Origin of the sequence: Sphingomonas koreensis (genome assembly GCF_002797435.1) — a bacterium.
Lineage (GTDB): Bacteria > Pseudomonadota > Alphaproteobacteria > Sphingomonadales > Sphingomonadaceae > Sphingomonas > Sphingomonas koreensis.
The window spans coordinates 1,782,635-1,809,337 of the sequence record NZ_PGEN01000001.1 but is presented as its reverse complement, the minus strand read 5'-3'; the positions used below and the strand labels follow the sequence as shown (position 1 = coordinate 1,809,337).

Sequence of the window (26,703 nt, the reverse complement as noted above, 5' to 3'; positions counted from 1 at the left end):
GAACAGGAGAAGGAACAGGGGCATGAAGAAGGTCATTTTCGCGGCGCTGGCGGGCGCCGCTTTCATCCAGCCCGCCATCGCCCAGGACGCGCCCGCCCGGACCTATGTCCAGGCCGGCCGCCTGCTTGCCGACCCGGCGAGTGGACGGGTCGAGACTGAGAAGACGATCGTCGTCGAGCGTGGCAAGGTCGTCGAGATTCGCGACGGCTATGTCGGCGAGGGCAAGGTGGTCGATCTGCGCGACGCGTTCGTCATGCCGGGCTTCATCGACAGCCATGTCCATTTGACCTTCGAATCGAGCCCGACCAGCCGGCTCGACGCCGTGACCAAATCGACCACCGACCAGGCGTTCGACGGCGTCGTCTATGCCGGGCGGACGGTGCGCGCGGGCTTCACCACCGTCGTTGATCTCGGCGCGTCCCAAGAGGCGATCAACGCGCTGCGTGCCGCGACCGCCAGCGGCAAGATCGTCGGTCCGCGCATCATCGCCGCCGGCGGGGTCGCCGCGCATGGCGGGCATGGCGATGTCCACGGATATCGGCAGGAGATCATCGACCTGTTCCGCTCGCCTACGCTCTGCTCGGGCGCCGACGATTGCGCGCGTGCGGTTCGGCAGGCGATCCAGGGGGGCGCCGACATCATCAAGACCGCCTCGACCGGCGGGGTGATGTCGAACACCGCGGCAGGCCTTGGCCAGCAGATGAGCGATGCCGAGCTGGTCTCGATCGTCGAGACCGCGCACCGGCTCGGCCGCAAGGTCGCCGCGCACGCCCATGGCACTGATGGCGTCAACGCCGCATTGCGTGCAGGCGTGGACTCGGTCGAGCACGGCACGTTCATGGATCCGGAATCGATCCGGCTGTTCAAGGCGAAGGGAAGCTATCTCGTCCCGACCCTGCTTGCCGGGGACACGGTGACCCAGCAGGCCGCGACCGCCGACTGGATGCCCGAGCCGGTGCGCGTCAAGGCGCGCACGGTAGGCCCGCTGATGGTCGATGCGTTGCGGCGCGCGCATCAGGGCGGCGTCAAGATCGCCTTCGGCACCGACTCCGCGGTGTCGAAGCACGGCGACAATGCCCGCGAGTTCGCATTGATGGTGAAGGCGGGGATGACGCCGCTCGACACGATCCGCGCCGCGACGGTCTGGGGTGCGACGCATATCGGGCTGGAGAACGAGATCGGCTCGATCGCGGCAGGCAAGGCGGCGGACATCGTCGCGGTGCGCGGCGATCCGCTCAAGGACGTCCGGCAACTCGAGACGATGCACTTCGTGATGAAGGGCGGCGCCGTCGTCCGCCCGGCCGGGGAGTGATCCGGCCTCGTCGTTCCACACAAGAATGAGCGGCCTCGCACCGAGGCACGCCGGGAGAGTGAGAGATGCGATCGATCGTGCAAAAGGCCTTGCTGCCGTTCGCCCTGCTTCTGGGCGTCGGCGCATCGGGGCAGGCGCAAACGCCCGCCCCCGCCGCCCCGAAGCCGGCGCAGCTGGCTCCGGCCGCTGCCCCGGCAGCGGCCCCCCTGGCGCCGGGCGCCAGGCCGCTGACCAAGGAAGATGTCGACGGCTGGCTCGACGGCCTGATGCCCTACGCCCTTGCCCGCGGCGATCTGGCGGGCGCCGTCATCGTCGTGGTCAAGGACGGCCAGGTGCTGACCCAGCGCGGCTTCGGCTATGCCGATGTCGCGAAGCGTAGCCCGGTCGATCCGGACAGGACGCTGTTCCGCCCCGGATCGGTGTCGAAGCTGTTCACCTGGACCGCGGTGATGCAGGAGGTCGAGGCGGGCCGGATCGACCTCGACAAGGACGTCAACGCCTATCTCGATTTCAAGATTCCGGCTTATCTGGGCAAGCCGGTGACGATGCGCCAGCTGATGACGCACACCGCCGGGTTCGAGGAGCATGGCAAGCGCACCATCTTCGAGGACATTAAGTTCAACATCTCGCTCGGCGACTATGTGAAGGTGCAGCCCAAGCGCATCTATGCCGCGGGGACGACGCCCGCCTATTCCAACTACGGCACCGCGCTGGCGGGCTATATCGTCGAGCGCACATCGAAGATGTCGTTCGACGACTATGTCGAGCAGCGCATCTTCCGCCCGCTCGGCATGGCGCAGTCGACCTTCCGCCAGCCGCTGCCCAAGGGCTTCGAGGCCCACATGGCTGCGGGATACCGCAAGGGGTCGGACGCGGCGTCGAAGTTCGAGATCGTCGGCCCGGCACCCGCCGGATCGCTGTCCTCGACCGGTGCGGACATGGCCAAGTTCATGATCGCGCATCTCAATCAGGGGGCGGGGCTGATGAAGCCCGAAACCGCGAAGACGATGCACGACACGCCGCTGACGATGTTACCTCCGCTCAATCGGATGGAGCTCGGCTTCTTCGAAACCAACATCAACGGCCGCCAGGTGATCGCGCATCTGGGCGATACCCAGCTGTTCCACACAGCGCTCCATCTGTTCATGAACGAGAAGATCGGTCTCTACCTGTCGCTCAACGCGACCGGGGCGGAAGGGGCAGCCGGTCCCGTCCGCAAGGCATTGTTCGAAAAGTTCGCCGACCGCTATCTGCCTGGCAACGAGATGCCAGCGACGCGCGTCGATGCGAAGACGTCGGCCGAACATGCGCGGATGATGGCGGGGAACTGGCTCAACAGCCGCCGTGCGGAGTCGAACTTCTACGCGCTGGCCTCGCTTGTCGGTCAGTTCACGGTCAGCGTCGGCCCGAACGGCGAACTGGCGGTTCCGGCTCTGCGTGACATCAACAATGCGCCCACCAAATGGGTCGAGACCGCGCCCTTCGTCTGGCACAATGCCAACGGCCATGGGCGGCTCGCTGCGCAGGTGGTCGACGGCAAGGTCGTGCGCTGGAGCATGGACGGCCTTTCGCCCTTCATGGTGTTCGACCGCGCCCCCGTGTCCAAGTCGGCGGCGTGGATCAAGCCGGCTTTCTATGCCGGTTTCGCGGTATTGCTGCTGACCTTCCTGCAATGGCCGGTCTCGGCGCTGATCCGTCGCAGCTACAAGGCGCCGCTGACGCTCTCGCGCCGCTCGCTGCTGGCCTATCGTGGCGTCCGCGTCGCTTCGGGGCTGGTCATCGCGCTCACCACCGCCTGGCTGGTCAGCCTGACGACGCTCAAGGCAATCCCCTCCTTCGATCCGTGGCTGTGGTTCCTCCAGATAGCCGGACTGATCATCTTCGTCGGCGGCGTGCTGATCGCACTGTGGAACCTGCGCATCGTCCGTCAGGAAAAGCGCGGTTGGTTCCGCACGATCTGGGCCGTGCTGGTGCTGCTGGCGATGATGCTGGCGCTTCACATCGCCTGGACCTTTGGCCTGATCGCGATGACGGTGAACTACTGACCTTCACGACGGATTGAAGCCGCGGCTCGCCCCTGAGCCGCGGTTGCCACAGTGCCGCCGCGCCCGACGATGCTCCCTTCGTCAGGTGCGGCGAAGCTGTGTCTGGTGCATGAACTGGCCGACCCCGATCTGGCGATGGCGCAGCTGTGCGGATCGACCCGTCAAGCCAGATCGATCTTATCATACGGCCGATGCGATTGCTGAGCCGGTCGGAGGCGTATCATCTAGCCTGGTGCTGGGAGGACGGGAGGAATCCCTTTGCCTCTCCCCGAGCCTCAGCTGATCCCCTCGCCAAGTCTTGCCTCCCGGCTTGGCTGAAAGAAGCTGCAACGCAGCGGCGGAGGCCTCGTCCGACCAGGCTTTCAAGGTTGCGGCCTTTTCGTCCGTTGGGCCGCCACAAAAAGAGGCGGCCGGTTGCCCGGCCGCCTCCAGTGGCGTGCAGGTGAAGCTCGAGGGTCAGAAGTTGAGCTTCACTCCGCCCGATACGTAACGGCCGATCACGTCGTAATTGGGCGTGATGTACTGGGTGAGCGGCGGATCGCGGTCGAAGAGGTTGTTGACGTTGCCGAACAGCGTGAACGAACCGACCTTTGCCTGCAGCCCGATATCGACATAGGTGCGGCTGCCGAAGCGACCATCGACGATCTTCTGCGCGTTGTACGTGCCGCCGCCGACATAGCGGACGCGCAGGTTGGCGCCGAAATTCGCATTGTCGAACGCCACCGTCGTGCTCCCGCGCCATTTCGGCGTCGAGAAGGCGGTCTCGCCGCCGACGATGCCCGATACCTCGACGCCATCGACCTTCAGGTGGAAGACGTGGTTGGCCAGCGCGCGGACGGTCAACTGCCCGTTGCCTAGCGCCGTGCGGTACGACGCCTCGATATCGAGGCCCTGCGTGTTGTAGTTGGCGAGGTTGAGATAGGGGTTCGTCAGCGTGTCGATTTCACCGTTCGCCTTGCGAACGATGACTCCGCCGCAGGTCGGGTCGGACGGCGCCTTGGCAAAACACTGGGTGAGCAGTGTCTGCGTCGGGATCACAGTGATGACGTTGTCGATGTTGATGTCGTAATAGTCGACCGACAGGCGGAAGCCCGGGATGAAACTCGGCGAATACGACCCGCCGAGCGTCAGCGTGTGCGAGATCTCCGGCGTCAGATTCTTGTTGCCGCCACCATAGACGGTGACGTTGCTCTGCACCGCGCCACCCCGATAGGGGTCCTGGACAACGCCGATATTCACCGAGCGGCTCAGATAATATTCGGTGATGCTGGGCGAGCGGATGTCGCGCGAATAGACAGCGCGCAGCAGCAGATCGTTGACCAGGCGCAGCGTGCCCCCGGTCTTCCACGACCAGATGCCGCCGCTGGTGCTGTAGTCCGAGTAGCGGGCAGCGCCGTTGATCTCGAGCTTGGCCACGCCTTCGGCATCGAGCAGGGGAAGATTCGCTTCGACAAAGGCTTCCTTGACGTTGAAGCCGCCGTTTGTGGCCGACGAGTTGAGCACGCTGAGCGCGTTGGCCAGCGACAGTGGGTCGACATAGTTGGTGACCTGCTTTTCCCAGCGGACGTCGGTGCCGAGCGCGATGTCGACCGGCCCGGCCCAGGTCGAGAAGGGCTGGCCGGACAGGCTGGCGCCCGCCGCGTCAAGCTTGATCGTGGCGATGAGGTGCGAGCCGGCAAAGGCCCATTTCGCCGCCGCGTCGGAGATGTTGCCATTGCCGAGGATATTGATCGGCACGCAATTGGGATCGTCATTGGTGGTCGAGGCGTCAGCGTTGATCCGGCAGGTCGGCGTGTTGCCAACAAGTACCGAATCGACGCCGTTGGCGAAGCGGGCCTTGATCCGCTGGTTGTTGATCCCCTGATCCAGCCGGACTTCGCCGTGGTCGTAATAGGCGTTGTACTTCCAGCCATTGCCGAAGCTGCCTTCAAGGCCGATCGCGCCCTCGAGGTTGCGGCGGCTGTAGCGGAGCGTCAGCATTTCCCGCTTCGAGCCGATATCGTCGAGGAAGCGGCCGAGGAGGAACGGCCCGGTGACGCCCGCCGCGGCCAGACGGGTGCGGTTCGCAGCAGTCAGGAAGGCGTTGTCGGGCCGGATCAGCGTGCTCGCGTCCGCCGCGGTCTCGGGGAATAGGCCGTAATTGCCGGTCATCCGGTGGAAGCTGAACTGCGCCCAGACCTTCAGCGAATCGGTCACGTCGTAGCTGGCGCGCGCAAAGGCGTTGATGCGCTGATAGGGCGCGCTGATCGGAACATAGTCATAGGTGTTCTGACCGCCGCCGCCGACTGTCGTCGCGCCGCTGGTGACGCTGCCGAACGGGAAGGGATTGATGTTGCCGTCCGGGCCGAAGACCAGGCCATAGGGAGCGGCACTGGTGCTGAGGATCGAGCCGCCATTGTAAACTTGCGTCGAATTGGGGTCCCGGACGAACTTGAGGCCTTCGGTCGGATGCACGAACAGGCCGGCCTCGAGGTTGGGCCGCCCCTTGCGGGTGAGGATGCCGTCTTCCTTCATATAGTCGCCCGCGACCATGAAGTGGCCGCGTCCGCCCGCGAAGTCGGTGCCCCAGGCAATGTCGGCGCCGTAGCGCCCACCGTCGCCGCGCGACGACACGCCCGCCTGCGCGCCGAGTTTCCAGCCGGTGAAGTCGTCGTCGAGGATGATGTTGACCACGCCGGCGACCGCGCCCGAACCCCAGGCGGCGGAGGCGCCGCCGGTGACGACGTCGATGCGCTTGACCAGGCTTTGCGGGACGGTGTTGAGGTCGGCAGAACCCGAGAATCGATGGCCGTTGAGCAGGGTGAGCGTGCGCACGCCGCCAAGCCCGCGCATGTCCGCGGTCGAGACGCCGCTGTTGGTGTTGCCGCCGGTGGTCGTCGGCGTCGAGGTCGCGCGAAACTGTGGTACGTCGTTCAGGACCTGCGCGACGCTCGGGCGGTTGCCCAGCGCCAGTTCGGCTTCACCGATCACGGTGGTCGGAGTGGGCGCATCGAAGCCCGAGCGCTGAATGCGCGATCCCGTCACCACGACGTCGTCCTCCGCGGGAGTGTTCTCCGCGGCGGCATCCGGGGCCGTCTGCGCATGGGCCGGGCTCTGAACGGCGATGATGGTAAGTGCAGTGCTGGCGAGCCAGCCCAGATGAACAGTTTTCATAGAATTCCCCTTCTCCTCCTCGCGGCATGCCCAGGCCGTTTTCTTGCGATCGGTCCTGAATGAGATGGCGGCGTGCCGATTTCTATACCGTCAGACAAAATGGAGAATTTCAAGCGAAAAGAGAAAAATTTTCAAAATCAGAAAATTCCTGGGAAGGCGCTGGTGTGAGAGCCCATGCCCCAGAGCGGGCGAGAAGCAGGCTTCGATCGCCTTTCGCGCGCGCGTGGCGCGCGCAGGTGTTGTCTGCGCGCCGCGCGCGTGGACGCGGTTCGGCAATGTCCAGTCTCGCGAAGGAAGCATCAGCGTCCCGCTCAGCTTGATGCCGATGACGGGGCATGGGCCGGCGCGCAATGCGCGGCCGGGGCGCCTTGTCTCAGCCAGCCATTTCCTTGAGCGGGGTCGTGGAGTCGGCGAGCAGGCCAGGGTCGATCGCCAGCCGCTCGACCACCAGCTTGCGGCCCTGGACATAATCCTTGGTGGCATTGACGCAGTCGAGCGCGATGACGTGGCCGTCCTTGAGGTAGATCACCGAGAAGCTCCGGTTTGCCGGATCGCCGCGCAGGACTGCGGCATCATGTCCGGTCGAGAGGCCGACGGTCTGGAGCTTGAGGTCATACTGGTTCGACCAGAACCAAGGCACCGCATCGTAATATGCCTCGGCCCCGGCGATGGTCTTGGCTGCGACGGTGGCCTGATCGTTGGCGTTTTGAACTGACTCCAGCCGCACGGGCATGTCGTCGGCATAGTGATTGGCGTGGAGCGCGCAGTCGCCGATCGCGAACACATCGGGCAGCGAGGTGCGGCAATGTCCGTCGACCGCGACGCCGTTGCCGCCCTCGGCCCCTGCATCGAGCAGCGGCTGAACCGCCGGTACGATGCCGATGCCGACGATCACCATCTCGGCGGAAATCACTTCGCCGTCCTTGAGCCGTACGCCCGTGGCCTTGCCGTCGGCGGTCTCGATGCAATCGACCGCGACGCCCAGCCGGACATCGACGCCATGCGCGCGATGCTCCGCTTCGAAGAAGCGCGACAGCGGCTCGCCCGCGACGCGGGCCAGCACGCGATCGAGCGCTTCCAATAGCACCACCTGCTTGCCCGCCTTGGCGAGTACGGCTGCGGCCTCAAGCCCGATATAGCCGCCGCCGATCACCACCGCGCGGGTGACGCCGGGCAGCTCGGCCATCATCCGGTCGGCATCGGCGCGGGTGCGCACGGTGTGGACGCCTGCCGCATCATTGCCCGAGCATCCCAGCCGGCGTGGCGCGCCGCCGGTCGCCCAGATCAGATGGCCATAGTCGATCGCCTCGCCGCCCGAAGTGGTGACCTGATGCGCCGGCGCATCGACACTGACGACACGGCGGCCGAGCAGCATCTCGACCTTGCGCTCTTCCCAGAAGGCCGCAGGACGGATCATGATTCGCTCGAACGTCTTCTCGCCCGAGAAATACTCCTTGGACAGCGGCGGCCGTTCATAGGGCAGCTCGGGCTCGTCGCCGATGATCGCGATGCTGCCTTCGAACTTGGCCTGGCGCAGCGCGATCGCCGCCTGCGCGCCACCATGTCCCGCCCCCACGATCACCACGTCATAGCGCATGCGAATCTTCCTCCCGTCGCGGACTGATGCCGCTTAGTCTTCAGCCGCCAACTGCCTGAGCATCGTTTCGAGCGCCTGCGCCTGTTCGGCGCCGAGGCTCTTGCGCAGTGCGCGATCGAACGCAACGGCCTGTTCGGCAAGTCCGTCGAACAAGGCGTGGCCCGAGGCGGTCAGGCGCAGCAGCTCGGCGCGGCGGTCGTCGGCGGCGACGCGTTCGAGCCAGCCGCCCTCCTCGAGCGCCGCGACGGCGCGGCTGACCTTGGTCTTTTCGGTATTCGAGCGGCGCGAGACGGTCGCGGCGGTGAGTTCGCCATAACTGCCGAGATGCGCGAGGATACGCCATTGCGTGCGGCTGAAGCCATGGGTCTCGCGATAGGCCGGCTCGAACCTCTTGCCGGTCCGTTCCCCCGCCTGATTGAGCAGATAGGGAAGGAACCGGTCGAGATCGAAGGGCTTTCCGGAAGGCGATTTCGCGCTCATGGGCGCTTGCTTATCGTTGCATTCGCATCTATTGCAAGAACTAATTGTTGCATATGCAACTAATTATGGAGAGTGGCATGGCGTCGCACAACATGCAGGCGGTGGGCTATATGCCCGGCTTTGGCAACGACTTCGAAACCGAAGCCCTGCCCGGCGCGCTGCCCCAGGGGCAGAACTCGCCGCAGAAATGCCCCTATGGCCTCTATGCCGAACAGCTTTCGGGAACCGCCTTCACCGCGCCGCGCGGACAGAATGAGCGCAGCTGGTGCTATCGCATCCGCCCGAGCGTACGCCATGTCGGCCGCTTCGCCGCGATCGAGCTGCCGCACTGGAAATCCGCGCCGAACATCGTCCCGGGCGTCGCCAGCCTTGGCCAGTATCGCTGGAACCCGGTTCCGCACGGCGCGGGCGAGCTGACCTGGCTGACCGGCATGCGCACGGTCACCACCGCGGGCGACGTCAACACCCAGACCGGCATGGCGAGCCATGTCTATCTGGTCACCGCGTCGATGGTGGATTCCTATTTCTACTCGGCCGATGGCGAGCTGCTGGTGGTGCCGCAGGAAGGGCGGCTGCGCTTCTGCACCGAGCTGGGCGTGATCGAGATCGCGCCGGGCGAGATCGCGGTGCTGCCGCGTGGCCTCGTCTATCGCGTCGAGGTGATCGACGGGCCGTGCCGCGGCTTTGTCTGCGAGAATTACGGCCAGCCCTTCGCGCTGCCCGACCGCGGCCCGATCGGCGCCAACTGCATGGCCAACCCGCGCGATTTCAAGACGCCGGTGGCCGCGTTCGAGGACCGCGAGACACCCTCGACCCTGACGATCAAATGGTGCGGTCAGTTCCACCAGAGCGCGATCCCGCACAGCCCGCTCGACGTGGTGGCGTGGCACGGCAACTACGCGCCCTACAAATACGACCTGTCGACCTACAGCCCCGTCGGCGCGATCCTGTTCGACCATCCCGATCCGTCGATCTTCACCGTGCTGACCGCGCGGTCGGAGATCCCGGGAACGGCCAACATCGATTTCGTGCTGTTCCGCGAACGCTGGCTGGTCGCCGAGCACAGCTTCCGCCCGCCCTGGTATCACAAGAATGTGATGAGCGAGCTGATGGGCAATATCTATGGCGAGTATGACGCCAAGCCCGACGGCTTCGCGCCCGGCGGCATGAGCCTGCACAATTGCATGCTGCCGCATGGGCCCGACCGCAACGCGTTCGAAAAGGCGAGCAACGCCGCGCTCAAGCCCGAGAAGCTCGACAAGACGATGAGCTTCATGTTCGAGACCCGCTTCCCCCAGCATCTGACCGACTGGGCGGCGCGCGAGGCGCCGCTGCAGTCCGACTATGCCGATTGCTGGGACGGGCTCGACAAGAAGTTCGACGGGTCGATCGACCCGGCCTGAAGCCGATTCACTGACTGCCGGAGATACTATGAGCCCGCTGCGATCCTGGGTCGCGGCCGCCAACGCGGCCGACACCGATTTTCCGCTCAACAACCTGCCCTATGGCGTGTTCAGCGATGCGACGCGCGGCCCGCGCTGCGGCGTCGCGATCGGCGACCGGATCCTCGATATGGCCGCACTGGAGGCGGCGGGGTTGCTGCGGCTGGGTGACGTGCCGCTGTTCGCCGAGCCAGGCTGGAACACGCTGATGGCCCAAGGCCCGGCCGTATGGGGGGCGTTGCGCGCACAGTTGATCGCATTGCTCGCCGAGGGCGCTGCGGAGCGCGTGGCGGTCGAGCCGCATCTTGTGCCGATGGCCGGCGCGCAGCTGCATCTGCCGTTCCGGGTGGCCGGATACACCGATTTCTACGCGAGCCGGCAGCACGCCTTCAACGTAGGTACGATGTTCCGCGGGGCCGAGAATGCGTTGCCGCCCAACTGGCTGCATATCCCGATCGGTTACAACGGCCGTGCCTCGTCGGTCGTCGTCTCGGGCACCGATGTGCGGCGGCCCTGGGGCCAGGTGAAGGGGCCGGAAGACGCCGCACCGCGCTTCGCCCCGTCGGCACGGTTCGACATCGAGCTGGAGCTGGGGGCGATCGTCGGGACCGGATCGTCCGATCCGCTGACCGTGGCCGAGGCGGATGCGATGATCTTCGGCTATGTGCTGCTCAACGACTGGTCGGCGCGCGATATCCAGGCGTGGGAATATCAGCCGCTCGGCCCTTTCCAGGGCAAGGCGACCGCGACGACGATCAGCCCGTGGATCGTGACCGCGGCGGCGCTGGAGCCGTTCCGTGCCCATGGGCCGGCACGCGAGAAGCCATTGCTCCCCTATCTCGATGAGCCGGGTCCGATGCTCTACGACATCGACCTCGAGGTTGGCCTGACGCCGGAGGGCGGCGCGGAATCGGTGATCAGCCGGACCAGCTATCGCGAGATGTATTATTCCGCCGCGCAGCAGCTGGCGCATCACAGCACGGCCGGATGCCGGATGGAGGTCGGCGACCTGCTCGGTACCGGCACGATATCGGGACCGGACAAGGGCAGCTTCGGCAGCCTGCTCGAACTGAGCTGGGGTGGCAAGGAGCCGTTGACGCTTGCCGGTGGTGCGCAGCGCAGCTTTGTCGAGGATGGCGATACGCTGATTCTGCGCGGGCAGTGCCGGGGCGACGGCTATCGCATCGGTTTCGGCGACTGCAGCGGCACGGTTATTCCTGCTTTCGAGGACCCGTACCGCCGGAGCTGATTCCGGAAAAATCCTGAGATTGAACGTCTCTAAGCGTGGTTGTTCCGACCGCGCCGCATTCGTGCGCGTGTCACGGATGTTGTCACGTATTACGAAACAGTGTTTCACGTATTGACACGATTTCAGTTCGGGGTAAGTTTCCTCGGAACACGTTCACAACATAAAAGAGGGGAGGCCCAATGCGGTTCAACAACGGACAAGGAGCGGGAATCAGGCTGAAGCTGCGCGTTGCGCTGCTCGCGACGGCGATTTGCGCCGTGCCTGCAGTGGCACAGGCGCAGGACAGCGCGGCTGAGCCTGAAACGGCGCAGGAACAGCCTGGCGAGATCGTCGTCACCGGCAGCCGCATTTCGCGCCGCGACGTCGAGGCGCCGACCCCGACCAAGGTGCTGGGTGCCGAGATCCTCGAAGCGCGCGGATCGAGCAGCATCGGCGATTTCCTGGGCGAAGTCCCCTCGTTCCGCAACACGCAGGGCCCGCAGACCAACACTGCGGCGACGCTGGGTACCGGTCAGTTCTCGGCCGACCTGCGGGCGCTGGGCGTGATCCGCACACTGACGCTGGTCGATAGCCGCCGCTTCGTGCCCTCGGCCGCGACCGGGCAGGTCGATCTCAACCTGATCCCGCAGATCCTGGTCGATCGTATCGACGTGGTCACCGGCGGTGCATCGGCGGCCTATGGTTCGGACGCGGTGTCGGGCGTGGTCAACGTGCTGCTCAACAAGCGGCTCGAGGGGATCAAGGGCGAAGCCTCGATGGGCATCAGCGATCGCGGCGACGCACGCGAGACCCGCGCGGCGCTGGCGTTCGGCGCACCCTTCTCCGACGGACGCGGGCACATCGTGATCGGCGGCGAATATGTGAAGTCCAAGGGCGTCACCGACCCGTTCGGGCGCGAATCCTTTGCTGAGCAGCCGGGCCTGATCTCCTATGTCGGCCCGCGGCCGGCCGGCGTGCCCTCACGCGTCTATGAGCGCGGCGTCACCTTCATCAACATGGCCTATGGCGGCCTGATCACCGGTGCCAATGCCGGCGTCGGCGGCGCACTGCGCGGCATCCAGTTCGGCCCCGGTGGCACGCCGATCCCGTTCAACTACGGCAACTACGCCAATTATGGCGCGGGCAGCACGCTGGCGAGCAACTTCACGGGCGGTAACAAGGGCCTCTATCCGCAGGACGGGTGGACGCTGATCGTGCCGACCACCCGCCGCGTGGCCTTCGGCCATATCGACTATGAGGTGACCGACAAGCTCAACGTCTTCGTCGAGGCGAGCTATGGCCGCAGCGGCGGCTACGGCAACTCGCCGCCGGTGCGCGATCAGGGCGCGGCGGCGACGATCCTGCGCGACAACGCCTTCCTCCATTCGTCGATCCGCGACATCATGGTCACGAACAACATCGGCTCCTTCACGCTCGGCAGGCCGTATAACGATTTCGGTCCGATCAAGCGCGCCAACGAGAACACGACCGAGCGGTTCGTCGGCGGGTTCGACTATGATTTCGGCGGCGGCTGGAAGCTGGACGGCTACTATCAATATGGCCGCAACGTCCTCACCGCGAACGTCTCGGGCCTGCGCATCGAGAACAACTTCCGCTTCGCCGTGGATGCGGTGCGCGTCGGCAGCCAGGTGGTCTGTGCGGCGACTCAGGCGAACGGTACGGTCACCGCGACCGGCGAAGTGCTCAACCGCTTCAATTCCGCTGCGGCCGGCTGCGTGCCGATCAACCTGTTCGGCCAGGGCTCGCCCAGCGCCGCTGCGATCGATTACGTCACGGGCGACATCTTCAACCAGATCACGACCAAGCAGCAGGTCGCGGCGCTGACGGCGCAGGGCGAGCTGTTCAAGCTTCCCGGCGGTCCGCTGGCCATCGCGTTCGGCGGCGAATGGCGCAAGGAAGAGGCGACCGCCATTTCCGACGTGATCTCGCAGGCGAACGGCTTCAATTACAGCAACCCCAAGCCCTATTCGGGCGGCTATGACGTGAAGGAGGTGTTCGCCGAAGTCGTCGCGCCGCTGCTGCGCGACGTGTCCTTCGCGCATCATCTCGAGCTGAACGGCGCGATCCGCTACACCGACTATTCGACCTCGGGCGGCGTCACGACCTGGAAGCTGGGCGCGATCTATGCGCCGTTCCCGGACCTGCGTTTCCGGGCGACGCGGTCGCGCGACATCCGGGCGCCCAACAATTCGGATCTCTACGCGACGACCGCGAGCCTTGCGCAGCTGCGCAACCCGTGGAGCGGCGTGACGACGCAGATCTCGACGGTCAACCAGCCGAGCCCGACGCTGAAGCCCGAGGAAGCGGATACCTGGACCGTGGGGGCGGTGTTCACGCCGACCTTCATTCCCGGGCTGACGCTGTCGGCGGACTATTACGACATCGACATTGGTGGTGCGATCGCCAGCTACTCGGCGCAATCGATCCTCGACAATTGCTTCGCGGAAACGGGCACGCCCTTCTTCTGCAACTTCGTCAACCGCACGGGGACGGGCGGCGCGACGCAGGTGAATTCGGTATCGGTCCAGCTGCTCAACATCGCCGGCATCCGCACCCGCGGCCTCGATCTCGCCGCGACCTATCGGACGCGTATCGGCAGCGGCGAGCTGACGCTTCGCGGCATGGCATCCTACGTCAAGGACCTGATCTTCGACGACGGCACCGGCGCTGCGCCGCGCTTCAACTCGGCCGGGGTGATCCAGTCGCTGGGCGGCAGGATCGATCGCGCCGGATCGGTCGGCGGCACCGCCTTCACCGCGGGGCAGCAGCTCAGCGCGACCAACACGCCGAGCTGGACCGCCACCGGCTCGATCACCTGGGCCCAGGATCCGGTGACGATCAACCTGCAGGGCCGCTATATCGGCGGCGGCAAGTTCGACGCGACGCTGGTCGGGCCGGGTGACAAATACTATGATCCCGCCTCGCCCATCTCGATCGGCAACAACCGGGTCGACAGCCGCTTCTACCTCGACCTGTCGACCCAGTTCGACGTGATCAAGGACGGCAAGCGCAAGCTGCAATTCTACTTCAACGTCAACAACCTGCTGGACAAGGAGCCGCCCTTCCCGGTGATCGCCATCGCCGGCATGTATGACCGGATCGGCCGTTACTACCGTGCCGGCTTCCGCTTCTCCTACTGACCCGTGCCTGTCCGCGCTCAGCGAAACGCTGGGCGCGGACCTGTTTGTGCGGGACGAGGATGCGCGCGCGGCCTGTCTGCGCGACATGACGGGCAACTGGCCGAGCGGCGCGCAGGCGGTAGCCCGGCCGCGCTCGACCGCTGAGGTCGCGAGGCTGGTTCAGGCAGCCGCGGCGCAGGGCATCGCGATCGTTCCGCAGGGCGGCAATACCGGGCTGGTCGGCGGTTGTGCGGTTCCGGCGGAAACACCGGCGCTGCTGCTATCGACCCGCCGCCTGCGATCGATCCGCGCGATCGACCTTCACGCACCAGCGGTCATCGCCGAAGCCGGATGCATCCTGGCCGAGGTGCAGGAAGCGGTAGCGGCGCACGGTTTCACCATCCCGCTCGGGCTCGGTTCGGAAGGCAGCGCGACGATCGGCGGGCTCGTCTCGACCAATGCCGGCGGAATCCGCGCGCTGCGCCATGGCGTGATGCGCAACCAGGTGCTGGGGCTTGAGGTCGTCCTGCCCGACGGGCGGGTGTGGAACGGGCTGCGCACGCTCGCCAAGAACAATATGGGATACGATCTCAAGCAGCTGTTCATCGGCGGTGAGGGGACGCTGGGCGTCGTCACCGCCGCTGCATTGCGGCTCGTTCCCGCGTCGCGCCAGATCGAGACCTTATGGCTCGCGGTCGAGGATCCGGCTGCGGCGCTCGCGCTGCTTGGCGCCTTGCGCACGGCCCTGGGCGATCTCGTCACCAGCTTCGAGCTGATCCAGCGGCGCGGCGTCGAATGGGGCATGGCCGCGGTGCCGGGGCTGCGCGTGCCCGATTCCGGCGCGCATGGCTGGTTCGTGCTGGCCGAGGTCGCCACTGCCGCGACGGGGCTGCCGTTGCGTGCCGCAGTGGAGGCGGCGCTCGCGGATGTTTTCGAACAAGGTTTGGCGCTAGACGGCATGCTTGCCGAGAGCGAGGCGCAGCGGCGCGAGCTTTGGCGGATCCGCGAGGCGGTGGTGGTGGGCAAGGCTGCGGGCAAGCCCTCGATCAGTGTCGATGTCGCGGTGCCGCTGGGGCAGGTTCCGGCCTTTCTGGTCGAGACGGAAGCTGCGGCCGCAGGGCTGCTGCCCGGGTGCGAGACGCTGGGCTTCGGTCATCTCGGCGACGGCAATATCCATTTCTCCGTCCATCGCGGGGCGAATGATACGGAGCGTTTCGCCGGGACTGCGGAGGCGATCGCCGCCAAGGTTGAGGCGATCGCGCTGCGGCTGGGCGGAACGATCTGCGCCGAGCATGGCGTGGGCCGGCGGATGCGGGCAGCCGTCGCGGACGCGCTCGACGCGGCCGAACTCGACCTGATCCGTGCGGTCAAACGCGCACTCGATCCGCACAACCGGATGAATCCCGGCGCGGTGATCGAACTCTAGTCGCGGAGCACGAAGCGCGCGTTGATCTCGACCGGGACACCGAAGGGCAACGCGGTCACGCCGATCGAGGTGCGGCAATGCCGCCCGCGCTCGCCGAGCACCGCGACGATGAGCCGGCTGGCACCGCTGATGACCTGGCTCTGCTCGGTGAAGTCGGGCGTGCAGGCGACAAATCCGTTGAGCTCCAGGCAGCAATCAACGCGATCCGCGTCGTCGTCCGTCGCCTGCGCCAGCCATGCGAGGATGTTGAGCGCGCTCAGTTCCGCCGCCTTCGCGCCGTCGGCTGACATGAGCTCGGCGCCGAGCCGCCCGAGATAGGGCCGCTCCCCCTCGAACTGCGCGATCATCCCCGAGACTTGGAGGATGTTCCCGGTGCGGCGATGGAGCAGGAAGGGCGTGTCCTTCTGGATCACGCGGGGCAGCCGGAATCCGGCGTCGATGACGGCTTGCGAGATCGAAAGCGATGCGTCCACCATGCGTCCTACCGTGATTGACCTTGTCTCGGATTGCTATAGAGTGTCACGTAATTCGTGACAATAGATCGCATATCGAGACAAGTTGGCGTCATTGAGATCGCAGGGGAGAGGGAGGGTGGAGCAGAAACCGTTCACCATCGGCATGATCGCGTTCGAGCGGATGACGAACCTCGATTTCGTCGGGCCGTTCGACATCCTCTCCCGCGTGCGCGGCGCGCGGACGATCCTGCTGGCCAAAACGCTCGATCCCCTCACCACCGATTCGGGCTATCGCCTGTTGCCCGAGATGCGGCTGGCCGATGCGCCGGAGCTGGACATGATCTTCCTGCCCGGCGGCCCCGGCTCGACCGGGCTGATGGAAGACGCTGAACTGCTCGGCTTTCTGCGCGAGCGGGAACCGCGTGCGCAGTGGATCACGTCGGTCTGCACCGGTGCGCTGGTGCTTGGCGCGGCAGGGTTGCTCCGAGGCTATCGCGCAGCGACGCACTGGAGCGTGATGGACCTCCTCCCTGTGCTGGGCGCGATCCCGGTCAGCGAACGCGTGGTGATCGATCGCAACCGCGTGACGGGCGGCGGGGTGACCGCGGGCATCGACTTCGCGCTGACCTTGATCGCCCATATCTGGGGCGAGGATCAGGCGAAGCTGATCCAGCTCGGCAACGAATATGATCCGGCGCCGCCCTTCGATGCGGGACACCCGGATCGCGTGCCCGATGTGGCGGCGCATTATCGCGAGCTGACTGGCGAGATGACCGCGGCCCGGCGGGCGGCAGCGGAACGTGCCGCTGAGGCATTCTGACAGCATTGTACATCAGAAATTGACTTGTAGCGTATATCGCTACTGCGTATCGTATAGCGAAACAGATTGGAGATTATGATGTTCGCCGACCTTGCCGAGCCGCCGCTCGATCCGATCCTTGGCCTCGCGCAGCTGCTTGCCCAGGACAAGAGTCCGGACAAGGTCGATCTGGGCATCGGCATCTATCAGAACGAACATGGCGAGGCGCCGGTGCTCGATTGCGTCAAGACGGCCGAGCGCTGGCTGGCGGAGACTCAGCCCAGCAAGCGTTACCTCTCCTCCGCGGGCAATGCTGACTACAACACGCAGACGCGCGGGCTGCTGTTCGGCAAGGGCAGTGACGGCTTCGCGCGCAGCCGCACGATCCAGGCACCGGGTGGCACCGGCGCGCTTCGGCTGGCGTCCGATCTGCTGCGCAAGCTGCGGCCGGAGGGACGCGTGTTCATTCCCGGGCCGACCTGGCCCAACCATCCCGGCATCCTCAAGGCGAGCGGGCATGAGGTCGTCGTCTATCCCTATTACGACATGGCGGCGGGTGCGCTGCGCTTCGACGAGATGATGGCGGCGCTCGCCGATCTCGGCCCGCGCGACACGCTGCTGTTGCACGGCTGCTGCCACAACCCCACCGGCGCGGATCTGGACCGGGAGCAGTGGCGGGCGGTCGCCGGGCTGGTCGCGAAAAGCGGCGCGGCGGTGCTGGTGGATCTCGCCTATCTCGGCCTGGGCGATGGGCTGGCCGAGGATGCTGCCGGCATCCGGCTGCTGGCGGAACAGATTCCCGAGTTCATCGTCGCCAGCTCATACTCCAAGAATTTTGCACTGTACCGCGAGCGGGTGGGCGCGCTGACCGTGGTCGGCGGGAGCGAGAAGGATGCGGTGCTCGCGCATGCGCACGCGCTGCCGGTTGCGCGCACGCTCTGGTCGATGCCGCCCGATCACGGTGCGGCGGTTGTCGCAAAGGTGCTGGGCGACGCCGAGCTGCGCCGGGTCTGGGAAGGCGAGCTGACGCTGATGCGCGGGCGGATCAATGCGATGCGCGAACGGCTGGCGACACGGCTCGCGGCGCAGGGCACGCGCGACTACGGCTTCATCGCGAAGCAGCGCGGCATGTTCACGATGCTGGGCATCGCGCCGGATGCGGTCGAGACGCTGCGCCGCGATCATCATGTGCACCTGACCAGTTCGGGCCGGATCAACGTCGCCGGGCTCAACGCCAATAATGTCGACCGGGTCGCCGATGCGATCGCGGCGGCCAGCACGAACTGAGAGGAAGAGATACCATGGCCAAGCCGTTCGCATCGTCGACAGACCTTGCCGAGAAGACCGAGACGCTGGAGGTGCTGGGCGACGGCATCTACGCGCTGACCGCCGAGGGCGATCCCAATGTCGGCGCGTTCGAGGGTGAGGATTTCATCGTCGCGATCGAGGCGCGCGCGACCCCGGCTGCGGCGCGAGACTGGCTGACCAAGCTGCGCGAGCATACCGACAAGCCGGTCCGCTACCTGATCCTGACGCACTATCATGCCGTGCGCGTGCTGGGCGCGAGCGCGTTCGATGCGCAGGACATCATCATGAGCAACGCCACCGCGGCGCTGGTCGAGGAGCGCGGCGAACAGGATTGGGCGAGCGAGTTCGGGCGGATGCCGCGCCTGTTCAAGCAGCCCGACGAAATCCCGGGCCTGACCCGGCCGTCGATCACCTTCACCAACAGCTATTCGATCGACCTGGGCGGCGACCGCGGCAAGCTCGACCTGCAATTCTGCGGGCGCGGCCATACCGAGGGCGACATCGTGGTGTGGCACGAGAAGAGCGGCACGCTGTTCGCAGGCGACCTGGTCGAGGCGCAGGCGGCGCTCTACACCGGCGATGCGTTCCACTTCGACTGGGCGACCGGCACGCTCGACAAGGTCAAGGCCTATGGCGCGCAGCAGCTGATCGGCGGGCGCGGCGCGGTGGCGCGCGGCCGCGCCGAGGTCGACGCGGCGATCGAGCAGACCCGCGAGTTCCTCAACGGCATGATCGAGCATGTCGGCGCGGCGCACAGGAATGGCGGCACGCTCAAGGATGCATTCGAGGCGACGCACACCGCGCTTGGCCCCAAATTCGGGCATTGGCCGATCTTCGAGCATTGCCTGCCGTTCAACGTCCAGCGTCTGTGGGACGAGTTCGACGGGATCGAGCGGCCGCGCATCTGGACGATGGAGCGCGACCGCGAAGTCTGGGCGCAGCTTCAGGGCTGAGCGATGGCGAACGTGTCGAACATTCCGGTCTGGCGCGAGATCGGCGCCGCGCCGCCGCCCGCCGTGCAGAACGAGACCGCGCCGGTCGTGATCGTCGGGGCAGGGCCGGTGGGCCTTGCCATGGCGCTCGACCTTGGCCGGCGCGGGCACCGGGTGGTGGTGCTGTCGCAGCTCGATTTCGTCGCGGCAGGATCGAAGGCGATCTGCTTCGCCAAGCGCTCGCTCGATATCTTCGACCGGCTCGGCGTCGGCGACGCGATCGTCGACAAGGGCGTGATCTGGAATGTCGGCAAGGTGTTCTGGGGCGACCGCGAGGAACCGGTGTTCCAGTTCGACATGCTGCCGGTGAAGAACCAGAAGCGCCCGGGCTTCATCAACATCCAGCAATATCATGTCGAGGACCGGCTGATCGCGGCGCTGGAGACGCTGCCGAATGTCGAGCTGCGCTGGGGCCACCGCATGGCCGGCCTCGTGCCGCAGCCCGAGGGCGCGCGCATCGAGGTCGAGACGGCAGATGGGGGCTACACGATCGATGCCGATTGGGTGATCGCATGCGACGGCAGCCGATCGGCAGCGCGCGACGCGCTCGGCCTCGATTTCGAGGGGCGGGTGTTCGAGGACAATTTCCTGATCGCCGACGTCAAGATGACGGGCGAGCGGCCGTCGGAACGGTGGTTCTGGTTCGATCCGCCTTTCAATCCCGGCCAGTCGGCGCTGATGCACAAGCAGCCCGACAATGTCTGGCGGCTCGATTTCCAGCTCGGCTGGAACATCGACCGCGCCGCGGCGGTGAAGCCCGAGAATGTCGACCCGCTGGTGCGCGCGATGCTGGGCCAGGACGTTGCCTATGAGCAGGAATGGTACAGCGTCTACACCTTCCAGTGCCGCCGCATGGCGCGCTTCGTCCATGACCGGGTGATCTTCGCGGGCGACAGCGCGCACCTCGTCTCGCCGTTCGGCGCGCGCGGGTGCAATGGCGGGCTCGCCGATGTCGACAATCTCGGCTGGAAGCTCGACCTGATCCTCCATGGCGAGGCGGGGAGCGAGCTGCTGGAAAGCTATGACGCCGAGGCGATCGCAATCGCCGACGAGAATATCCTGAACTCGAGCCGTTCGACCGACTTCATGACGCCCAAATCGGCGGCGAGCCGCATCTATCGCGACGCCGTGCTCGAACTGGCGAGCGAGGTGCCGTTCGCGCGGCCGTTCGTCAATTCGGGGCGGCTGTCGACCGCGGTCGCGCTGCCGGAGAGTCCGCTGAATACCCCCGATGCCGACGACTGGGCGGGCGGCGGCGTGGCGCCGGGCTGGCCCGCGCTTGATGCGCCGCTCGGCGAGGGCTGGCTGCTCGAGCGGCTGGGGCGCGGCTTCGTGCTGCTTGCCGATCGCGATCCGGGCATTGCCGGGATCGAGACGATCGTTGCCGGCGAGGAGGATGAACTGCTGCGCGAACGCTATGCGCTGGCGCCGGGTGCGATCTATCTGATCCGGCCCGACAGCTATGTCTGCGCGCGCTGGCATGCGCCGGACGAGGCCGCGGTCCGCGCGGCGCTCCTGCGTGCAAAGGGGAATTGAGATGGCCCGGCTGATCACCGATCCCAATCTGGCTGCCGCCGACGATATCTATGAGAAGCTGATCGCGATGCACGGCGACCGACCGGTCGAAGAGAGCCTGAAGCTCGCCGCGCGGCTCAACCTGATCCTGCTCAACCATATCGGCGACCGCGCCGTGGCGGAGGAAGCGATTGCGCTGGCGGCTCAGTCGCGCGGATAGCTGTGGCGAGAGCCGAGCAGGCGCGAGCAGCGCTGCGCGCAGCCGAGCAGCAGTTCGACCAGATAAGGCGCGGGCGGCCCCGGCGCGGCGTCGGTCGCCAGCATCAGCGTGACCGCGGCGACGATCGTGTCGCCGTCGAACAACGGCGCGGCGAGCGCATTGTGCCCGATGCCGAACTTGTTGACGCCCCAGCTATAGTGGCGCGCCTGGACCATCGCGACCTCGCGCTCGAACGCCTCGCGATCGGCGATCCTGAAATTCTCGCCACGCGATTCCGCCTGATCGAGCAGTTCGCGCCGCCGCTCGCGCGGCTGGAAGGCGAAGCAGACGCGCGCGGTGGGTGACTCGGGCAGGTTGAGCATCAGCCCGGGCTGAACGTCGATCCGCATCGCAGCGCGCGCGGGCAGGCACTGGACGACCACCGCGTCGGCACCGGCCACCGCGCAGAGCAGCACGGTGCAGCCGCTTTCCTCGTTGAGCCGGTCGAGCGGGCCGCGCAGCAATTCGGGCATCTGCATCCGCCCCGCCGCGATCTGCCCCCAGCGGCCGATCCGCCAGCCGAGCTGGAACCCGCGCCGCCCGCCGCCGCGGCTGACCAACCCGAGCATCTCGAGATTGGCAAGATGCCGCGACGCGCGCGACTTGGTCATGCCCAGCGTCTGCGCCATTTCCTGCACGCCCACCGGCCGCTCGCTTTCGGCCAGCAGGTCGAGAATGCGAGTCGCCATCGCCACCGTGGCGATCGACGCAGGCGCATCCGGTGCGCGCCGTCTTAGGTCCCTGTCCATTACCCAAATCATAGCATTTGTTGCGATATGCGCAACTATTTGCCGATGTTGTTGCGCATAGCGTTCCAGCGTCGCAGTTTTGTCGCGAAGGTTAGACAGAGAGGCTGAAGTGGGCCCGGATCAGAATCGCCGTTTCACACAGGTTGGGCCAGGCACGCCGATGGGCGAGCTGCTGCGCCGTTACTGGCATCCGTTTGCTGCGGTCGCCGAGGTCGACGAGCTGGGGATCAAGCCGGTCCGGCTGCTCGGCGAGAACCTGGTCGCATTCAAATCGAAGAATGGCAGCTACGGTCTGATCGACCGGCAATGCCCGCATCGCCGCGCCGACATGCTCAACGGCATCATCGAGGATGACGGCCTGCGCTGCAGCTATCATGGCTGGTGCTTCGCGAGCTCGGGCCAGTGCCTCGAGCAGCCGTTCGAGGACATCGCCAACCCCAAGGCGCGCTTCAAGGACAAGATCCGCACCAAGGCCTATCCGGTCGAGGCGAAGGCCGGAATGCTCTGGGCCTATATGGGGCCGCAGCCGGCGCCCTTGGTACCCAATTGGGAGCCGTTCACCTGGACCAACGGGTTCCAGCAGATCGTCTTCGCCGACGTCCCCTGCAACTGGTTCCAGTGCCAGGAGAATAGCTGCGACCCGGTCCATTTCGAGTGGATGCACCGCAACTGGACCTCGGTGCTCAAGGGCGACGGCAGCTACGGCCCGACGCACCTCGAGCTGGCGTTCGAGGAGTTCGAGTTCGGCCATATCTACAAGCGCGTGCGCGAGGATACCGACAAGGACAATCCGCACTGGACGGTCGGTGCGACGGCCTTGTGGCCCAACGCCTTCTTCCTGGGCGACCATATCGAATGGCGCGTGCCGGTCGATGACGAGAACACGCTGTCGGTGACCTGGATGTTCCACCGCGTGCCCGCCGACCGCGAGCCGTTCGTGCAGGAGCGTATCCCGTACTGGACCGGCCCGGTGAAGGACGAGAAGGGCGAGTGGATCACCAGCCATGTGATGAACCAGGACATCGTCGCCTGGGTCGGGCAGGGCACGATCGCCGACCGCACGCAGGAGCATCTGGGCAAGAGCGACTGGGGCATCGTGATGATGCGCCGCAGCTTCGAGGCGAACATGAAGCTGGTCGAGGCGGGCGAGGGCGATCCCAAGGCCGTGATCCGCGATGCCGAGTTCAACAAGTGCGTCGAGCTGCCGATCAAGCACAAGGAGCTCTTCACCGCGTCGATGACGCTCGAGGAGAGCCGGCGGCTGGGCGACACGCTGCAATACCGGATCAACCGGCCCGACTATCAGCACCAGGTCGGCCAGCCCGAGGCGGTGAAGCGCGAATATCAGATCGCGATGGGGATGATCCCCGAGGACGCGACCGAAACCATCTGAACAATCGATAAGATCTAGGGAGTCGACGGCATGAAACTGGGTACGATCCGAATTGATGGCAAGCCGACGGTGATCGCCCGCGTTGCCGACGACAAGGCCGTGGCGCTGGACGCCTATCGCTGGATGGAAGACCTGATCGAGGCGGGCAATGCCGGTCTCGACACTGCCAACGAGGCGATCCAGGCCGCGCTTGCGGGCAAGCTGCCGGTGATCGACCTGTCGGCGAGCACCGACTGGATGGCGCCGAACCCGCGCCCTTCGAAGATCCTGGGCTGCGCGGTCAACAACAACAATTTGAACAGCAAGGCGATGAAGCCGATGACGGCGCCGATGTTCTTCATCAAGGGGCGCTCGGCACTCACCGGCCACAACAAGACGATCGACATCCTCAAGGACCATGGCCCGTCGATCCCCGAGCCCGAGCCCGTCGTGGTGTTCGGCAAGACCGCCAAGAACGTGCCGCCCGAAAAGGCGCTCGACTATGTCTTCGGCTACACGCTGACCAACGACGTGACCGCCAGCGGGGTCAAGTTCGGCGAGGATTCGATCGCGCTCAAGCAGACCGCCGATATCGTCAAGCCGCACCACACCGCCTGGCGCCCGAATTTCGAAGGCGACAACAACTGGCTGCTGTTCATCTACCACTCCAAGTCCAAGGCGGCGGACACGTTCGCGGCGATGGGCCCGTGGCTGACCACCAAGGACGAGGTGCCGGACCCCAACAAGCTGCTGGTGCGCGGCTATATCGACGGCGAATGCTTCACCGACGATTCGACCGCCAACTACTTCTTCCCGGTCGAGCAGGTGATCTCGACCGCGTCGAAATGGTTCACGATGGAGCCGGGCGACTGCATCCACACCGGCACCGCGTCGAAGGGCACCGAGAAGCATCCGCGCGGAAATATCGGCACCTATCTGTCGGGCTACGACGGCAAGCTGTGCGACGTCGAGATCGACGGGCTCGGCCGCCTTTCCAACCGCATCAACCTGGAGAAGTGAGCATGTCGTCGGTGCCGGTGATCGACGTCCACACGCACATGCTGAGCGAGGCATGGCTGAACGACATCCGCGCGCATGGCGCCCCCAAATACGGGGTGAAGCCGACCGCGGCGGGACAGGACAGCGTGTGGATGAGCGGCGCGCCGTTCGTCACGCTGTTCCCCGAGATGTTCGACTATGACCTGCGCGTCGCGAACATGGACAAGGCCGGCGTCGATATCGCCATCGTCTCGCTGACCTGCCCCAGCGCCTATTGGGGCGGGGAGGCGGTGAGCACCCGCGTGTCGCGCGAGATGAACGCGCACATGGCCTATCAGCAGGGGCGTTTCCCGGACCGCATCCGCTTCTTCGCGACCTTGCCCTGGCAGTATCCGGAGCGCGCGGTCGAGGTGCTTGCGGAGGCGGTCGTACAGGGTGCGGTCGGCGTGTTCGTCAGCGCCAATATCGACGGCAAGAGCCTGACGGCGCCGCAGTTCGCGCCGATCTGGCAGGCGATCGACGATCTCGCGCTGCCCGTGCTGGTCCATCCGACCGCGCCGCAGGGCTCGGCCGAGATGGAATTGCACGAATACGGCCTGGTGCCGCCGATCGGCTTCATGTTCGATACCACGCTGGCCGTGTCGCGGATGATCCTCGACGGGTTCATCGACCGCTACCCGAACCTCGCGATCATCGCCGGGCATGGCGGCGCGACGCTGCCCTATCTGGCCGGGCGGCTCGACCGCTGCCACGAGATGATCCCGGCCTGCTCGGAGAAGATCAAGGACAAGCCGTCGAGCTATCTTCGCCGCATCTATTATGACAGCGTGGTCTATGAGAAGAACGCGCTCGACCTGTGTATCGAGGTCGCGGGCGGACCGGAGCGAGTGATGTACGGATCGGACTATCCCCACAATATCGGGGACATGGCGGGGTGCCTCGCCCGCGTGAACGCGCTCGATCCCGCTGCCGCGAAGCTGGTCAAGAGCGGCACCGCGCAAAAGCTGTTCAAGCTGTGACCGGGGTCCGCCTGATCGTCGATGGGAAACCGCTGGCGATGGCGGAAACCTTCCCGGTGATCGATCCCGCCACGGGGCGTCCGTTCGCCGATGCGCCGCTGGCGAGCACGGCCGATCTCGACGCCGCCGTCGCCGCGGCGCGGCGCGCCTTTCCCGGCTGGGCGGCGACCCCGATCGAGGATCGCGCCGCCGCGATCCTCGCGATCGCCGATTCGATCGAGGCGGCCAAGGACGAGCTGGCACGGCTGCTTTCGGCCGAGCAGGGCAAGCCCGTCCCCAATGCGGTGGGCGAGATCATGGGCGCGCTCGCCTGGGCGCGCGCGACCGCGGGGCTGCGTCCCGCGGTCGACGTCCTCAAGGACGACGACAGCGTCCGGGTCGAGGTGCACCGCAAGCCGCTGGGCGTGGTCGCGTCGATCAGCCCGTGGAACTTCCCGGTGATGATCGCGATCTGGCACATCATCCCCGGCCTGGTCGCGGGCAATACGGTGGTGATGAAGCCGTCGTCCTTCACCCCGCTCGCGGCGCTGCGCATGGTCGAGATCGCCAATGCGCACCTTCCGCCAGGCGTGCTCAATTCGGTGACGGGCGAGGTCGAGATCGGCCGCGCGATCGCATCGCATCCGGGGATCGACAAGATCGTCTTCACCGGATCGACCCCCACCGGCCGGTCGATCATGGCGGACGGTGCCGCCAACCTCAAACGGCTGACGCTCGAACTTGGCGGCAACGACGCCGCGATCGTGCTGCCCGATGCCGATGTCGACAAGGTCGCGGCCAAGATCTTCGCCAAGGCCTTCGGCAACAGCGGCCAGATCTGTGCCGCGGTGAAGCGCGTCTATGTCCATGAGAGCATCCATGACGCGCTGGCGGAAAAGCTCGCCGAGATGGCCCGCACGGCCGTGGTCGGACCGGGCAGTGATGCGGCGAGCCAGTTCGGCCCGGTGCAGAATCGCAAGCAGTTCGATCTGGTGCGCGCGCTCGCCGACGATGCGCGCGCGCACGGCGGGCGCTTCCTTGCGGGGGGCGAGGCACGCGAAGGCGACGGCTATTTCTTCCCGCTCTCGGTCGTGGTCGATGTGACCGACGGGATGCGAATCGTCGACGAGGAGCAGTTCGGCCCGATCCTGCCGGTGATCCGCTACAGCGATCCCGAGGACGCGCTCGCGCGCGCCAACGCCAACGAGAACGGGCTGGGCGGGTCGGTATGGTCGGCAGATCCCGCCGCAGCGCTTGCCTTTGCCCAGCGGCTTGAGGCCGGAACGGTCTGGGTCAACGATCACGCCAGCATCTCGCCCGATGTGCCCTTCGGCGGCGCCAAGCAATCGGGTGTCGGCACCGAATTCGGCCTCTATGGGCTCGAAGAATATATGCAGCTTCAGACCGTCAGGGTGGCGAAGAACTGAGGCGCAC

20 protein-coding genes are annotated in these 26,703 nt (G+C 66.1%); 15 read left to right on the top strand and 5 right to left on the bottom strand.

The window, feature by feature from the left end:
• Nucleotides 1-22: 22 nt before the first annotated feature.
• Nucleotides 23-1,312: a metal-dependent hydrolase family protein gene (locus BDW16_RS08385; protein WP_066579809.1), complete on the top strand. Its 1,290-nt coding sequence runs from the start codon at nucleotides 23-25 to the stop codon at nucleotides 1,310-1,312.
• A gap of 65 nt (nucleotides 1,313-1,377) precedes the next feature.
• Nucleotides 1,378-3,357, top strand: coding sequence for a serine hydrolase domain-containing protein (locus tag BDW16_RS08380; RefSeq protein ID WP_066579808.1), 1,980 nt, complete (start codon nucleotides 1,378-1,380; stop codon nucleotides 3,355-3,357).
• A 456-nt stretch (nucleotides 3,358-3,813) separates the two neighbouring features.
• On the opposite strand, the gene BDW16_RS08375 is transcribed toward BDW16_RS08380, so the two are convergent.
• From BDW16_RS08375 to BDW16_RS08365, 3 genes are all read right to left on the bottom strand, one after another.
• Nucleotides 3,814-6,510: a TonB-dependent receptor plug domain-containing protein gene (locus BDW16_RS08375; protein WP_066579806.1), complete on the bottom strand. Its 2,697-nt coding sequence runs from the start codon at nucleotides 6,508-6,510 to the stop codon at nucleotides 3,814-3,816.
• A 373-nt stretch (nucleotides 6,511-6,883) separates the two neighbouring features.
• Entirely contained in the window at nucleotides 6,884-8,107 is a 1,224-nt protein-coding gene (locus tag BDW16_RS08370) for an NAD(P)/FAD-dependent oxidoreductase (protein ID WP_066579804.1), read from the bottom strand.
• A gap of 33 nt (nucleotides 8,108-8,140) precedes the next feature.
• On the bottom strand, nucleotides 8,141-8,587 hold the full coding sequence (locus BDW16_RS08365) for a MarR family winged helix-turn-helix transcriptional regulator (protein ID WP_066579803.1): 447 nt from the start codon (nucleotides 8,585-8,587) through the stop codon (nucleotides 8,141-8,143).
• A gap of 77 nt (nucleotides 8,588-8,664) precedes the next feature.
• On the opposite strand from BDW16_RS08365, the gene hmgA reads away from it, so the two are divergent.
• The 4 genes from hmgA to BDW16_RS08345 all read left to right on the top strand — a co-directional run bounded on the left by hmgA (nucleotide 8,665) and on the right by BDW16_RS08345 (nucleotide 15,823).
• Complete coding sequence (gene hmgA / locus BDW16_RS08360; protein ID WP_241230566.1) at nucleotides 8,665-9,990, top strand: homogentisate 1,2-dioxygenase; 1,326 nt, start codon at nucleotides 8,665-8,667, stop codon at nucleotides 9,988-9,990.
• A gap of 28 nt (nucleotides 9,991-10,018) precedes the next feature.
• The gene (gene fahA, locus BDW16_RS08355; protein ID WP_066579800.1) at nucleotides 10,019-11,278 is read left to right on the top strand and encodes a fumarylacetoacetase; all 1,260 of its coding nucleotides are present in this window, start codon (nucleotides 10,019-10,021) and stop codon (nucleotides 11,276-11,278) included.
• Nucleotides 11,279-11,457: 179 nt separating this feature from the next.
• Complete coding sequence (locus BDW16_RS08350) at nucleotides 11,458-14,418, top strand: TonB-dependent receptor plug domain-containing protein (protein ID WP_066579798.1); 2,961 nt, start codon at nucleotides 11,458-11,460, stop codon at nucleotides 14,416-14,418.
• Nucleotides 14,369-15,823, top strand: coding sequence for an FAD-binding oxidoreductase (locus BDW16_RS08345; protein ID WP_083954352.1), 1,455 nt, complete (start codon nucleotides 14,369-14,371; stop codon nucleotides 15,821-15,823). The genes BDW16_RS08350 and BDW16_RS08345 overlap by 50 nt, the downstream gene beginning before the upstream one ends.
• Here the strand turns inward: BDW16_RS08345 and BDW16_RS08340 are convergent.
• Nucleotides 15,820-16,299, bottom strand: a complete 480-nt coding sequence (locus tag BDW16_RS08340) for a RidA family protein (protein ID WP_066579794.1) — start codon at nucleotides 16,297-16,299, stop codon at nucleotides 15,820-15,822. The two genes, BDW16_RS08345 and BDW16_RS08340, sit on opposite strands and share 4 nt — an antisense overlap.
• 115 nt (nucleotides 16,300-16,414) lie before the next feature.
• Between BDW16_RS08340 and BDW16_RS08335 the strand changes: the two genes are divergently transcribed.
• From BDW16_RS08335 to BDW16_RS08315, 5 genes are all read left to right on the top strand, one after another.
• On the top strand, nucleotides 16,415-17,098 hold the full coding sequence (locus BDW16_RS08335; RefSeq protein ID WP_198585783.1) for a DJ-1/PfpI family protein: 684 nt from the start codon (nucleotides 16,415-16,417) through the stop codon (nucleotides 17,096-17,098).
• 78 nt (nucleotides 17,099-17,176) lie between these two features.
• Nucleotides 17,177-18,364, top strand: a complete 1,188-nt coding sequence (locus BDW16_RS08330) for an amino acid aminotransferase (protein ID WP_157926332.1) — start codon at nucleotides 17,177-17,179, stop codon at nucleotides 18,362-18,364.
• A 14-nt stretch (nucleotides 18,365-18,378) separates the two neighbouring features.
• Nucleotides 18,379-19,338, top strand: coding sequence for an MBL fold metallo-hydrolase (locus BDW16_RS08325; protein ID WP_066579790.1), 960 nt, complete (start codon nucleotides 18,379-18,381; stop codon nucleotides 19,336-19,338).
• A gap of 3 nt (nucleotides 19,339-19,341) precedes the next feature.
• Nucleotides 19,342-20,913: an FAD-dependent oxidoreductase gene (locus tag BDW16_RS08320; RefSeq protein WP_066579789.1), complete on the top strand. Its 1,572-nt coding sequence runs from the start codon at nucleotides 19,342-19,344 to the stop codon at nucleotides 20,911-20,913.
• A gap of 1 nt (nucleotide 20,914) precedes the next feature.
• Nucleotides 20,915-21,112: a DUF2783 domain-containing protein gene (locus tag BDW16_RS08315; RefSeq protein WP_066579786.1), complete on the top strand. Its 198-nt coding sequence runs from the start codon at nucleotides 20,915-20,917 to the stop codon at nucleotides 21,110-21,112.
• Here BDW16_RS08315 and BDW16_RS08310 read toward each other — a convergent pair.
• A complete protein-coding gene (locus BDW16_RS08310; protein WP_164513692.1) occupies nucleotides 21,097-21,900 on the bottom strand; it encodes an IclR family transcriptional regulator in 804 nt (267 codons plus the stop codon). The genes BDW16_RS08315 and BDW16_RS08310 overlap by 16 nt on opposite strands.
• A 160-nt stretch (nucleotides 21,901-22,060) precedes the next feature.
• Between BDW16_RS08310 and BDW16_RS08305 the strand changes: the two genes are divergently transcribed.
• The 4 genes from BDW16_RS08305 to BDW16_RS08290 are packed head-to-tail and all read left to right on the top strand — an operon-like array spanning nucleotide 22,061 to nucleotide 26,696.
• Nucleotides 22,061-23,293 (top strand): aromatic ring-hydroxylating oxygenase subunit alpha, encoded by a 1,233-nt coding sequence (locus tag BDW16_RS08305; RefSeq protein ID WP_066579783.1) that lies wholly within the window; start codon nucleotides 22,061-22,063, stop codon nucleotides 23,291-23,293.
• Nucleotides 23,294-23,323: 30 nt separating this feature from the next.
• Entirely contained in the window at nucleotides 23,324-24,292 is a 969-nt protein-coding gene (locus BDW16_RS08300) for a fumarylacetoacetate hydrolase family protein (protein WP_066579781.1), read from the top strand.
• 2 nt (nucleotides 24,293-24,294) lie between these two features.
• The gene (locus tag BDW16_RS08295) at nucleotides 24,295-25,290 is read left to right on the top strand and encodes an amidohydrolase family protein (protein WP_066579779.1); all 996 of its coding nucleotides are present in this window, start codon (nucleotides 24,295-24,297) and stop codon (nucleotides 25,288-25,290) included.
• Complete coding sequence (locus BDW16_RS08290) at nucleotides 25,287-26,696, top strand: aldehyde dehydrogenase family protein (RefSeq protein ID WP_307695433.1); 1,410 nt, start codon at nucleotides 25,287-25,289, stop codon at nucleotides 26,694-26,696. Before BDW16_RS08295 ends, BDW16_RS08290 begins: the two co-directional genes overlap by 4 nt.
• Nucleotides 26,697-26,703: the final 7 nt, after the last annotated feature.

Bases quoted from the DNA above. Each gene is read 5' to 3' on its own strand.
- BDW16_RS08385 (WP_066579809.1), top strand. From the start codon at position 23: ATGAAGAAGGTCATTTTCGCGGCGCTGGCGGGCGCCGCTTTCATCCAG.
- BDW16_RS08380 (WP_066579808.1), top strand. From the start codon at position 1,378: ATGCGATCGATCGTGCAAAAGGCCTTGCTGCCGTTCGCCCTGCTTCTG.
- BDW16_RS08375 (WP_066579806.1), bottom strand. From the start codon at position 6,510: ATGAAAACTGTTCATCTGGGCTGGCTCGCCAGCACTGCACTTACCATC.
- BDW16_RS08370 (WP_066579804.1), bottom strand. From the start codon at position 8,107: ATGCGCTATGACGTGGTGATCGTGGGGGCGGGACATGGTGGCGCGCAG.
- BDW16_RS08365 (WP_066579803.1), bottom strand. From the start codon at position 8,587: ATGAGCGCGAAATCGCCTTCCGGAAAGCCCTTCGATCTCGACCGGTTC.
- hmgA (WP_241230566.1), top strand. From the start codon at position 8,665: ATGGCGTCGCACAACATGCAGGCGGTGGGCTATATGCCCGGCTTTGGC.
- fahA (WP_066579800.1), top strand. From the start codon at position 10,019: ATGAGCCCGCTGCGATCCTGGGTCGCGGCCGCCAACGCGGCCGACACC.
- BDW16_RS08350 (WP_066579798.1), top strand. From the start codon at position 11,458: ATGCGGTTCAACAACGGACAAGGAGCGGGAATCAGGCTGAAGCTGCGC.
- BDW16_RS08345 (WP_083954352.1), top strand. From the start codon at position 14,369: ATGACCGGATCGGCCGTTACTACCGTGCCGGCTTCCGCTTCTCCTACT.
- BDW16_RS08340 (WP_066579794.1), bottom strand. From the start codon at position 16,299: ATGGTGGACGCATCGCTTTCGATCTCGCAAGCCGTCATCGACGCCGGA.
- BDW16_RS08330 (WP_157926332.1), top strand. From the start codon at position 17,177: ATGTTCGCCGACCTTGCCGAGCCGCCGCTCGATCCGATCCTTGGCCTC.
- BDW16_RS08325 (WP_066579790.1), top strand. From the start codon at position 18,379: ATGGCCAAGCCGTTCGCATCGTCGACAGACCTTGCCGAGAAGACCGAG.
- BDW16_RS08320 (WP_066579789.1), top strand. From the start codon at position 19,342: ATGGCGAACGTGTCGAACATTCCGGTCTGGCGCGAGATCGGCGCCGCG.
- BDW16_RS08315 (WP_066579786.1), top strand. From the start codon at position 20,915: ATGGCCCGGCTGATCACCGATCCCAATCTGGCTGCCGCCGACGATATC.
- BDW16_RS08310 (WP_164513692.1), bottom strand. From the start codon at position 21,900: ATGGACAGGGACCTAAGACGGCGCGCACCGGATGCGCCTGCGTCGATC.
- BDW16_RS08305 (WP_066579783.1), top strand. From the start codon at position 22,061: ATGGGCGAGCTGCTGCGCCGTTACTGGCATCCGTTTGCTGCGGTCGCC.
- BDW16_RS08300 (WP_066579781.1), top strand. From the start codon at position 23,324: ATGAAACTGGGTACGATCCGAATTGATGGCAAGCCGACGGTGATCGCC.
- BDW16_RS08295 (WP_066579779.1), top strand. From the start codon at position 24,295: ATGTCGTCGGTGCCGGTGATCGACGTCCACACGCACATGCTGAGCGAG.